7 protein-coding genes are annotated in these 11,968 nt (G+C 57.6%); 2 read left to right on the plus strand and 5 right to left on the minus strand.

Going from position 1 to position 11,968, the window contains the following annotated elements; translation table 11 throughout:
• Window positions 1-981 precede the first annotated feature (981 nt).
• The 5 genes from PLJ71_21135 to PLJ71_21155 form a co-directional block, all read right to left on the minus strand.
• A complete protein-coding gene (locus PLJ71_21135; protein ID HQM51193.1) occupies window positions 982-1,194 on the minus strand; it encodes a hypothetical protein in 213 nt (70 codons plus the stop codon).
• 116 nt (window positions 1,195-1,310) lie between these two features.
• A complete protein-coding gene (locus PLJ71_21140; protein HQM51194.1) occupies window positions 1,311-2,144 on the minus strand; it encodes a PTS sugar transporter subunit IIA in 834 nt (277 codons plus the stop codon).
• 2 nt (window positions 2,145-2,146) lie between these two features.
• The gene (gene mgtA, locus PLJ71_21145) at window positions 2,147-4,795 is read right to left on the minus strand and encodes a magnesium-translocating P-type ATPase (protein ID HQM51195.1); all 2,649 of its coding nucleotides are present in this window, start codon (window positions 4,793-4,795) and stop codon (window positions 2,147-2,149) included.
• A 680-nt stretch (window positions 4,796-5,475) separates the two neighbouring features.
• Window positions 5,476-5,841 carry a hypothetical protein gene (locus PLJ71_21150; GenBank protein HQM51196.1) on the minus strand — a complete coding sequence of 122 codons (366 nt, stop codon included), beginning with the start codon at window positions 5,839-5,841 and terminating at the stop codon, window positions 5,476-5,478.
• A gap of 266 nt (window positions 5,842-6,107) precedes the next feature.
• Window positions 6,108-7,451, minus strand: coding sequence for a hypothetical protein (locus tag PLJ71_21155; protein HQM51197.1), 1,344 nt, complete (start codon window positions 7,449-7,451; stop codon window positions 6,108-6,110).
• Between the two features lie 855 nt (window positions 7,452-8,306).
• Here PLJ71_21155 and PLJ71_21160 point away from each other — a divergent pair.
• Both PLJ71_21160 and PLJ71_21165 read left to right on the plus strand, forming a co-directional pair.
• Complete coding sequence (locus tag PLJ71_21160) at window positions 8,307-10,166, plus strand: right-handed parallel beta-helix repeat-containing protein (protein HQM51198.1); 1,860 nt, start codon at window positions 8,307-8,309, stop codon at window positions 10,164-10,166.
• A gap of 227 nt (window positions 10,167-10,393) precedes the next feature.
• The coding region (locus tag PLJ71_21165; GenBank protein HQM51199.1) for a DUF4838 domain-containing protein at window positions 10,394-11,968 on the plus strand (1,575 nt) is incomplete at its 3' end.

The raw sequence follows: 11,968 nt of genomic DNA on the forward strand, positions 1-11,968 counted from the left end.
ATTCCCTGGCCGCGTTGAGCCGTATCCAATGGCCTACTCGTGCCGAAATATGTACATTAGCGCAAATTTGCGCGAAAGTGTTACCCCCACGCGCGCGAGGAGGCGCCGTGATCAAGCCGCAGATCTGCGGCTTGATCGTATAAAACGCCTCACGCGCGCGAGGGCACACCGCTTAGGAGCAGAAACCCCAATTTGGGGTTTCTGTTACCCCCACGCGCGCGAGGACGCACCGCGATCAAGGTGCAAATTGCATCTTGTTTCACCCCCACCGTCTATTTACTCGCAAGGGTAAATACCCTTGAACAGCCTTAAACAGGCAGTTTTAGGGTACAATTTAGGAAACGGCGATCTCGTAAAAGGCCTGTAAACATTGGCTTTTACTGTCCTACTTGTGTAACTGTTTTATCTTTGGGAGCAGGAGGTCGCCGGTTCGAATCCGGCCGCCCCGACCATTTATTTTAGCCAATGTTTACAGGCCTTTTCGGCGTTCGCGCTTGCGTCTTTCGCCCGTTCTGATAGCCTCAAATTTGGATAGTTTGTCCAAATCTGGAGACTCCCGCCATGCGATTTCCAGAATTGCAGCACATCAGAAGGCGAATCCGCGAAAGACACCGCGGGGGAGGGCACGCATTACACGAAGGACTCGTGCCGCCGGGAGGTCCACCGGCTGTCTCCCGTGCCTCTGGGCTTGTCCGTATTGCGCGCCCAATTGTGTAGACCTTTCTTCATGGTGGTTCGTGCGCGGGAATTTCCTGTCGGTAGAGTTCGTGCACGTCCGTCGAAAAACCTCGTCCGTCCCCTATGCGCAGCATGCCTAAGCTAGTTACCAATCAGCAGATAGACGGGTTCATTCAGAAGCGGCCTTGCCTCCTATGGCCCCCGCGCTATTCACCGCGGTCCTGGCGCGGTCACCTGGAAGCGGCCGGCTTTGGAACAGGAGGGGCGGGGGTCCAGCGTGGCCGCCATTGCGTTTGCTCGGTCCTATGTGATTTCCTCAATTTCTTGTGCGAGGTAGTTGGGCCATGCGTGGGTGAGATGGTGGGGGTGTACGGGGATGACTTCGAGGCCGCTGGCTTCGTAGGCGGCGGTTTTTTCGATGATGCCGCGGTCGTGGTCCGGATCACCGGTCCGGCCGCAGTATTCGATGTAGATGCCGCATTCGGGGAGGAGAAAGTCGGGATGCTTATGTGACACTTGACATAAGTACCCCTCGGTGGAGCCACCAATTATGTGAAGTGATTGAACTTAACCTTTCTTTCGATCCTTTCTTGCCGATGCGTGCCCGCTCGGCAACTCCGCATAGAAGACCATCAAGAACTGTCGCTTTCGCGGAGGCATGACGAGGCCCGCTGTCCCGAATTGCCGGGGACCAATCTGACCGCTATGCAATCATAGATTACGCGCCCCCCCAGATAGGTAACGGCGCTGCGCCGTAAAATGCGCCATCCGCCGTTTTGATAAGAACCATCGGCGTCTATCTTGCCAATAAGGTCCTTTGCGGAATCGAGCCACGGCAACAGGTCTGGATTCTGCGTGAGAGCCACAGGTTTCATCTCCGGGGCGGCGACAAGGGTAACCGGCTCCACAATCAGGTTCGATAGGTCTCGAAAGGCCAAAGCCTCAGGAGCGGCTTTGGCTTGAAGCCGAATCATCCTCGCCCGGGCATCCGGGCCGGACGATTCCTTTGTGAAATCAACAAGGTCGAGAAGGTAGTTACGGATATCATCCAGGTCCTTTACGTTCCTAAAATCATCAAGCCCAGGATAGGTCTCGAGGGCCCTGGCCAGCAACGATATTTCACGCAGATAATGGTTGCGCTGGTTTTCCGGCACGAGATACATGACAACCAACGTCACGGGCCTTCCATCCGGCGCGCCGTAATCGATGCCTGAGGGGCTCCAGCCGATAACGCACAAGAGATCTTCATCAAATGGCACACGCGCGTGGGGACACGCCCAGCCCTTGCCCAAGGCAGTATTGGTCGCCCTCTCTCTCTCCATCACGTGCCCGACGACGTCCGTTCCGGCCGGAACCTCCGGAAAGGCCTCAATGACATGCGCCAAAAACTGAAGCGCGTCTGTTTTGTCGTTATCGGGGAGCTCAAAAAGCATTCCCTCCTGGAGGGCGTCTAGAATCGTATCCATGATCAATCACCTCCGTAGCGGTTGAAAAACCAGGTCTTCACCCAATGGGTCAGTACCGAGTAGCCTGCAAGGAAAAGCGCAATCCAAGCCCAATAGACCGCAGGCAATGGCACCATCCCTAAATCGTCGGCGAATGGTGAGTAGGGCAGCCAAGCACCTATAGCCATTACGATCAATGTCGTCATGGTCATATGAATGGATGCACGGCTGCCGAAAAAGGGAATGCGCCTTGTCCGGATTATATGCACGATCAGTGTTTGAGTAAGCAGCGATTCCACAAACCACCCGGTCTGAAAGAGTCTTGCCAGGCTTTCCTTTTGCACCGCCGTGGCCCCTGGATCGAGAAAGGCGTTGCAGTGGAAAAAGAACCACATCAGGGCGAAGGCAGCATAATCGAAGACGGAGCTAATCGGCCCGATGAAGACCATGAAGCGCTTGATGTTACCGATATTCCATTTGAGCGGTTTGGCGACCAGTTCCTCGTCTACCGTATCGCTGGGAATGCCGGTCTGAGAGAAATCGTAAAGCAGGTTGTTTGTGAGGATCTGCACGGGCTGCATGGGAAGGAAGGGCAACAAGTAGCTCGCCCCCACCACGCTGAACATGTTACCGAAATTGGAACTGGCCCCCATGCGGATGTATTTGATGATATTGGCGAAAACGCGTCGGCCCTCCATGATGCCCTCTTCCAATACCAGAAGGCTTTTTTCCAAGAGGACGATATCGGCTGCTTCCTTGGCCACATCCACTGCGGAATCCACCGAGATGCCCACGTCGGCAGCCTTGAGCGCCGGTGCGTCGTTGATGCCGTCTCCCATGAACCCGACCACATGACCGTTGCGTCGCAAATCCTTGACGATCTCCTCCTTTTGCGACGGGGACAGCTTGACGAAAACATTGCCCTCCCGAACCGTTTTGGAGAATTGTTCCGCAGAAAGTGCGCCCAACTCGGCTCCGGTGACCATCCGAACCACGCTGAGCCCCACATCCCCACAGACTTTTTCCGTCACCAGCCCGTTGTCGCCGGTTAGCACCTTGACTTTGACGCCAACTGCGTCAAGCAGTTTGAGCGCCTCGTTGGCCGTGGCCTTGGGCGAATCGAAGAATGCGATGTACCCCAACAGGATGAGCTGGGATTCGTCCTGGGTCGAAAACGTGGTCTTGTCGCTTGGAAACTCACGATAAGCAATGCCGAGAACCCGAAACCCGTCGCGGTTGAATTTCTCCACCTCTTCGAAGAGGTCTCCGCGGATCATGTTTACCAAAGGGTAAACCTCTTCGTCGATCTGATACCGGTTGCAGCACGCATAGATTTCCTCAACCGCTCCCTTGCAGATGAGCACATGGTCTCCCTCGTAAGCCACAACCACGGACATCCGCCGGCGCTGGAAATCGAAGGGCAGTTCATCCACCAATCGACATTGTCCAGTGTCCAGGTCGGCATATTCCAGAACGGCGCGGTCGATCAGATTGTGCAGACCGGTCTGAAAATGGCTGTTGAGATAGGCGTAATTGAGCACTTCCTCGCTGGGGTGCCCCAAGATGTCGACGTGCTGTTCCAGGACCACCCGGTCTTGTGTGAGTGTTCCGGTTTTATCCGTGCACAAGATATCAATGGCCCCCAAGTTCTGAATGGACGGCAAGCGTTTGACAATGACCTTTTGCTTGGCCATGGTCAGAGCGCCTTTGGCCAAGTTGACGGTGACGATCATGGGCAGCATTTCAGGGGTAAGACCCACGGCGATGGAGGTGCCGAACAAGAGGGCTTGCAGCCAGTTGCCTTTGGTCATGCCCACGATGAAGAACACCGCGCAAACCATGACCAGCATGAACCGGATCATGAGCCAAGTAAAGGACCGCATGCCCCGGTCGAAATCGGTCTCTTCACTCTTTTGCGCCAATCGTTCCGATATTGCTCCGACCAAGGTACGGACGCCGGTATTGATGACGAGGCCCCGGGCGGTGCCGCTGGTAACCGAGCTCCCCCAAAAACAGGCGTTCGGCAGATCCAGGGCCGAAGACGCTTGGAGACCGGCGGTCGCAATTGTCTTTTCCACGGGCATGGATTCTCCAGTCAACGCAGACTCGCTGACGAAGAAATCCTTGGCACTGATCAATCGCAGGTCGGCCGGAACGATGGAACCGGCCCGCAAGAGCACGATGTCGCCAGGAACAACTTCTGATATTCGGATCTCCGATTCCGCGCCATCTCTTAAGACAAATGTGCGGGACTGAACGCGCTTGCCGAGATTCTCCACGGCCTGGCTGGATCGGCGGTCGAGGACATAAGACAAGCCGACGCTTAGTATAATCATCGCGCCAACGATGACAGCGGATTTCATTTCGCCTATGGCTGCCGATACGAGGGCGATTACCAGGAGCTGAACTACCAGGGGGTTTTTGAGGCGGTGGAACATGTCGGCCCAGAATCCAAGGCGCTTTAGATGCGTGAGCTCATTGGGCCCGAATTTGTCCAGACGTTGACCAAGCTCCTTTGTACTCAGGCCCTGAAGCGTTGTCTCTAGCGCACCCACCGCTTCATTGATGGGAGCGGTGCACAGTTCCACCAGACGGCGTTCATGCTCGCTCGACATCGTGGATGGTGTGACGCCATTGCGATTTGAACCGTTGTTGAACTGGACCTTTCTCATGGCGCAACCCTCCTACTTACTCAAAGGGCTTGCGGTTTCTGGCTCGCTGGCAACCAGCCCGGCAGCTCAGAGGAATAGCGTCTTCAGGGCCGGACAAGTTCCCGGTGGCGAGCACGCACAGCTCGAGGACAAGGAGTGGGTTCTTGGTCTTCACGGTTCACCTCCGTTTCGGCCACGAGCAGAGGACGGACGCGACCGGAGGCGAACCGGCGGGCTATGCTCGGAGGCAGCGCCGGCCGTTCACGTCACAAGTCGCGCAGCGCAAGCGTCGCGGTCCAGGATCTTCAGATTCTTCTTGGATCATTTCCTGGGGCATTTTCGGGCAGCTTTGACTGCCATCCGGGTCGCTCATGACGAGTCCTGCCTTAGGGTTAATCAACAGCGCGCATGGTGCACTCATAGACGTTCCCACCTTACAGAATTGGCGGAGAAGAATCAATGATTCGAAACGGAAACCAGCCATTCTCTGAGCTTTGCGTGAGTCTGCGCATGGAAGTGACTGCAATTGGGCGGCTTTATGCATTTTGGTTTGTGGAGCGAGAGGCAGCCCATAGGGGCCCACAACAAGATGCTCGCCGGAAGGGCAGGCCGCCTGCGACCGTCACCGGGCTGCCGCAAGTACCGTTCAAGACGCAGGGTCCTGCGGGCATAACGCTGGATGGCTCGCGGCGAGGCCCCGCTCACCGTTTCTGCTGTTTGCGCCGCAAAGCCAACAGCCGTGCGTTGGCCGTCAGGACCTCCGCCAGGGCCTGCTTGAACTGTCGGCCGGCCTCCACGCGCTGGCGCACCTCTTCCACCCATTGCTCCGGAATGCGTTCTACGCGCTTCCTGCCATGGTCCATGAACGTAAGCGTCCAGATAGGATGGCCTTCGCCTTGGGCGCACCGGCAATTGGCCTTTCCACATCGGCGATGCGTCAACGACAACGACCCCGGCAATGCCTCGGCAGGAATCCGAAGTTCCTCCAAGGCCTTGAACTTGCGCTGCCGCAAACGCGCCGCCTCGTTTCCTTTGGGCTTCCCGTTCATCTGCAGGTAATTACACACAGATAGGCCCGATCTCAAGCCCCAAAAAGAAATGCCAAAATAGGAACCTGCTCCCTTCCTACAAAATCTACCGACCCGTCAAGAACAGAAAAGGAAAACCACAGGGTAAGCTCCGAAACGGCTGGACTCAATAGGCGACCCGTGAACGGCCGGGGTAAGCGGTCCCCGTGGCAGATGAGAGACATTGCCTTCTTAACGAGGGAAGGATTGGCGTCTCCGGCCGGCAAACATCCAAGGTTTCTGACAACGTACCGCGGGCAGTGGGTCTAGAACTCCACAGTCATTTGGTATCCTGGGTTTGAGACTCGCCGGAAATACAGAAACGACCACGGCCCCCCCGACATCATCAGAAGACGTTCCGGTTCGTCTGGAACATAAGTGAAGAATGCTCCATACCCAGGGTTGTTATAGAGATCGGGATCCTGGTCCGGTAACGAGGCGTTGACAAGGCGAACGTCGTCGCAGCCGTTGGAATATGTGCCTTCGCTGACATACCAAATGGCAAGACCGTTCTCGGGCAGGTCGTCGTCGTACCCTACTTCGGCATAGGCCCGATGTCGGTTTTCGACGACCCAGTACTCGAGCGGCGCCTCCGGGTCAAGCAGGACCTCGGGCGGGACGAGCACCAGCCCCGCGGCTTCCGATTCCGACGCGGGAAAATGCAAGCACGTCTCTAGATGCTTGTTTACTATCCTGGGGTGCACCCATCCGATCTTCATCTTGTCAAACAGAGTGAGATGCAGCCAACTCCGATCTCTGGACATGTGATCGTACATGCCGGTGCCAGTGTTCGAGCCATATCGATCCGGCAGGTTGAAGAACGCGTGATGCAATTCGTGAATCACGCTGGCGTGATACCGGATAGGGTTCACATGAGCGTCAGACAGTGACTCCGCCTTCAGGCTGAAGTAGATAATCGGACGCGTGCCGAAGTCATACCATTCTCCGCTTGCGGTCGGCGCCAGGCCAATCGTTCGGTAACGCGTGCTGGCAAATCCGCTGGACATGCTGCCATCGGGTATCAGGATGACAATCTGGGCCTCTGCCCGCGAAATGGCGTTGTCGCCGTTGGTGTCAAGCGCAGGCCAATCCACATCGGCAGCCCGCAATATATGCAGAAGGAACGTAATGCTGGTCTCAACGTCCCCATAGTAAGTCAGGCTCACAAGGTTCACCCACTCGGGGACCCCGCCGGACGTGCAAAGAAACGCCCCATATGAGTTCTCCGCATAGTAGCTCGCGACGGATTTGGAGGGGACGGGTTCAAAGAAGTTTAGCTCAAAGAAGATGGCGTTGATATACGACACCGTCACCGCCGTGTTCTTCGGCCAATCGCTCGGTGCGACTCGAATCACAACCAGTTTTCCGCTTGGATAGTCAGGATTCTCCAGGACAGAACCGTCCTGGTCCGAAACGTAGAATCGGCCGACGGTACGACCAGGATCCCAAAGGATTCGCTCCTTGATCCATTCTGGAACATCCGTGTCGTCCACGTTCCGGACGTCCGTACCGGAGATGCAGGGAGTGGTGACGTCGGGACAGCTCATAGAGAGGAATGCCGGCAGCAACATGACGACTCCTGACACGATGCTCTTCACGCGCGTGTTCATGGCACAACTCCCTTCTCTCCAAGAAAGTGGCGGCATTCATCAAGCAGCCTTCGCAGAGCCTCAGGAGTGCGGCCTTGATATGGCCCAGTTTTTTCTTGTCCGGCCAATGAAGTGAGCAAGAATCCCTTTCGTTTCCCCGGTATCTGACCCACATACCTGAGAATTGCCCCGGCGTCTGCATGAGAACTTGGACGAACCTTACGTCTTGAAAGCCCTTGCTGTCTGGTGGCCAAGGTATTCTGCTTCCCGGCTCTGAGTGATTTGCCGTGCAAGATACGGTTTGGCACCTCTGTCTTCCCGCCGACATGACTGCGACGGTCAAGAGATACACCGGGCGGCGGGTCAACAGCGCAACATGCTCTTTTCCATTGTGTATCCAGTGGAGTGTTTTGTCAACGAGCTCTTGCGGGGTATCTCCGCACCGCACACCACCCCGCGACCAATGCACCCTGTACTTCACCGGACGGATACAAAACATGCACAATTTCTTCCAAGGAGTATGAGCAACTGGCTCTTGCGGCCAAGCCCTGGAATCTCCCGCCAGCCAGCTTGGGGCATCAAGCTCCGAGAGCTGCCAGAGAACTCCTTCGCGCTCAAGATGGTGATGACCCGGACGTTAACCGACGCCCCCGGCCATCCTCAACCTATACCTTAGCCCAAACCCTGGATCTGTCCCACTTTCGCTGACGGCATGCACCGCAACACTGCGACCAGGAGTAGTGATCTCGCACGCCGGACAGATCCTCGAGAAGGACAGTGAAAGAATAGGCGCGTATCAGGTACAGTAACTCGATTCTGTGATCAGTGTTTGAGATGCGGGCTAGGCAATCCGATCTGAAGAATGGGGGGCAACGCATGAGAACCGTCCTGAAACGCAGCGCCGCATGCGCGGCAATACTGACAACCTTCTCGCTGGTTACCACTCTTCACGCGTCAGGCGCCGAGTTCTACGTGTCGCCCGACGGCCGCGACGACGGGCGGGGCACGGAAAAGGCGCCTTTTCGGTCTCTGGAACGCGCCCGGGACGCCGTGAGGGCGCTGAACGGCGGCATGTCCGAGGACATAGTGGTGTGGCTTCGCGATGGGGTTTACCGGCTTGAACAGCCATTCCGCCTCGCGTCCGAAGACTCGGGCATGAACGGGCACCAGGTCGTGTACAAGGCCTATGCCGGTGAGAAGCCCGTCCTGAGCGGCGGGATTCGCGTCACGAGCTGGCGCCAGGGCGAACGTGGGCTCTGGACCGCCGCCGTGGACCTGGCGGATTGCCGCCAGCTCTTTGTGGACGGCCGCCGGGCCGTTCGCGCGCGCGGCGATTGTCCGGAAGGCGTCGAACGGTTCGGCGCGATGGAGTTCATTGACGCGGACGCCGGACATGTCTTCCCGCAGGGAACAGGGGACATGGCCCGATGGCGCAATCACGGTGACATCGAGCTGGGCTACTATAACTCCTGGAGCCACATGATCTGCAAAGTGGAGTCGATCACGGCGGACGAACAAGGCCGCGCGGTATATCACATGCAGCGGCCCTGGTTCTTTCTGGCCTCGATGAAGGAGGGGGTGCAGGCGCAGTCGCCGGCGTACATCGAGAACGCGTTTGAGCTACTCGATGAACCCGGGGAGTGGTATTTCGACCGGCCCGCCAAGACGCTCTACTATATGCCGCGAGAGGGCGAGGATATGGCGGGGGCGGAAGTCATCGTGCCCAGGCTGGAGACCCTTCTGCGCATCGAGGGCGCTGTCGGGAACCCGGCGCACGATATCCGGTTTGAAGGCGTTGCCTTCGCGGAGGCAACGTGGTTGCGGCCGAACCGCAGCGGACATGCCGACGTGCAAGCGAATTTCATATGTGATGACACCAACCTCTTTCCCCGCGGCGGAACGCTGGTCAACGTGCAGAACGAACACCGCAAGAGCCCGGCCAACGTCGTGCTTCACGGCGCCGTGGGGTGTTCGTTCGAGCGCTGCTCCTTTGCCAGGCTTGGCGGCGCCGGAATCGACATCGAGCGCGGTTCGCAAGAGAATGTCGTCAACGGATGTGAATTTCACGATATCTCGGGAAGCGCGGTCCAAGTTGGGGACGTCACCCGGGACGACCATCATCCGGACGACCCTCGACTCGTGGTTAAGGACAACCGAATCACGAACAACTTCATTCACGACATCGGTGTGGAGTTCCAAGACAGCATCGGGGTGTTTGCAGGGTATACGGAGGGCACCGTTATAGCGCACAATGAGATCCGCGATCTGCCGTACAGCGGCATTTCGGTGGGTTGGGGATGGGGAGAGCCGGACGCCGGCGGGGGCGGATACCCCACGCCATACAAGTATGAAAAGGGTACGCCGTGCGCGAACAATCGCATCGAAAACAACCACATTCACCACGTGATGCAGGCCCGGAACGATGGGGGAGGCGTTTACACCCTCTCGAACCAGCCGGGAACGGTCATTCGCGGCAACCACATTCACGATAACGGGCCGGGCGGGCCAGGCGGCATCTATCTGGATGAGGGAAGCGGGTTCATCGAAATCACGGGTAACGCGGTGTATCGCGTCGCGACGCCCATGAACTACAACAACCGCGTGCAGAACCGAACGGAGACCTGCAACGAACACGACAACTTCTTCGGCATTGAACCAGGCGCGGAGGGTTTCCCCGTGGAAGTAGCGGACGGGGCCGGTCCCGAGACCGCGTATAGAGAAGCAATCACTCCTTGAGTTTAAGGAACTGGACTGGCTGTCAAGGCGCCATGACGGGAATCAGGATATCGGGTGTGCGTCCCGAGAACTGCTCCGCGCGTGTTTTCAAGGTCACGCCCCTTTCTCCGTGTGGTCAAAATATCCGATCGATGTTGTAAGTTGTTTCGGGTTCTTCCTCGCACGATTGCCGCGACTGTCTAACGCGCTTTCTGCTATTCTGGTCAGAGTAACGGGGAGAAAAAATCATGGGCTTCGCAAAACGGCTTGCTGTTGCTGCAGCTGCATGGGGACTGGTCGCTGCCTGCATCAGCGTCCGCGCCGATGTAGTGCTCGTTGACGGCGGTCAACCTCGCGCCGTGATCGTCATTGGAGCAGACCCGAGTCCTCAAGCGGAAGAGGCCGCCCGAGTGCTCCAGGAAAATGTCGAGAGAATCAGCGGCGTTCGCCTCCCCATCCAATCCGACAGCAACCCTGCGCAAGGGGTACGTGTGCTTGTTGGGCGCAGTGCCGCTGTGGACGCCACGGGAATCCAGTTGCCGTCCGGATACACGCCGCAACTGAATGAAGAAGGTTTTTTGGTCAAGACCCTCGGCAACGACCTTATCCTGGCGGGCAATGAAGACGGCCCCTACCGCGGCACGCTCTTCGCCGTATATGACTTTCTCGAGCAGGAACTGGGCTGCCGGTGGTTCTTCCCCGGTCCCTTCGGCGAAGTCATTCCGGCGATGCAGACCGTGCGAATCAACGATACAGATCGCACGGAAAATCCTTCATTCCGCGTCCGCGATATCTGGTACAGCGGGTGGCAGCCCACCAACGACGACGACCGCCGTTGGATTACGGAATGGTATGATCGCAACAAACTCAACAAGCTGAACCTTAACCTGCCCGGCGACGGCTCGACCGCGCATCTTGCTCCAGCGGACAAGTACTTCGATGCCTGCCCCGAAATCTACGCCATGGATGAGAAAGGGGAGAGGATGCGCGACATGCTCTGCATGTCGGAACCGGAGGCCGTCCGCATCGCCGCGGAAACCATCAAGGCTGCTTTCCGGGAAGACCCGAACAGGTTGAGCTTTGGCTTTGCCCCGCCTGACGGCCATCCAATGTGCTACTGCGACCGCTGCAAGAGCCATTTCCCCGGCTTTATGGGGTTCGGATACGGAGACCCCAGCCTCAGCGACCTGTGGTTCGAATTCGCCAACAATGTCGCGGCCGAAGTGAACAAGGAGTTTCCGGATCGATGGCTGCTGACCAACGGCTATGCCAACCGGGTGCGTCCGCCTGAAACCGTGAAACCGCTCGCGCCCAACCTGGGGATTCAATCCGCAGTGATCTCGGCATGCACCATTCACCGCACCGGCGATCCTGCGTGCTGGCAACGCCAATTGTATGAACAGGTGATGACCCGGTGGTTGCGCGATCTCGACTTCGTCATCGTGTATGACTACGATCCCGGCAAGTCGCTTGAAGGTCTTCCGTTTCCTGCTCTCCACTGCATCGCTCACGACCTCCCCTGGCTCCATAAACAGGGTTTGTGGGGTTTCTGGACGGAGGGCAACAACTCGTGGATGATCACGCATCTCAATTACTACGTGCGGGCGAAGCTCATGTGGGACGTTGACTCCGACGTGCCTTCGCTTGTTCACGATTACTGTGCACGGTTCTACGGCGCAGCCGCACAACCGGTTGAAGATTACATCTGGGCACTGGAAGAGGCCGTCGAATGCTCCATTACCCACGAGACTTGGGGCCGCGTCATGCTGTGGCGTCCCATCCTGGCGCCGGTTATCGACCGGCTGGGCGCCCTCGCCGCCGAG

This window comes from Candidatus Hydrogenedentota bacterium (assembly GCA_035416745.1).
In the GTDB taxonomy this organism is placed as follows: Bacteria; Hydrogenedentota; Hydrogenedentia; order Hydrogenedentales; family SLHB01; genus UBA2224.

Bases quoted from the DNA above. Each gene is read 5' to 3' on its own strand.
- PLJ71_21155 (HQM51197.1), bottom strand. From the start codon at position 7,451: ATGAACACGCGCGTGAAGAGCATCGTGTCAGGAGTCGTCATGTTGCTG.
- PLJ71_21140 (HQM51194.1), bottom strand. From the start codon at position 2,144: ATGGATACGATTCTAGACGCCCTCCAGGAGGGAATGCTTTTTGAGCTC.
- mgtA (HQM51195.1), bottom strand. From the start codon at position 4,795: ATGAGAAAGGTCCAGTTCAACAACGGTTCAAATCGCAATGGCGTCACA.
- PLJ71_21160 (HQM51198.1), top strand. From the start codon at position 8,307: ATGAGAACCGTCCTGAAACGCAGCGCCGCATGCGCGGCAATACTGACA.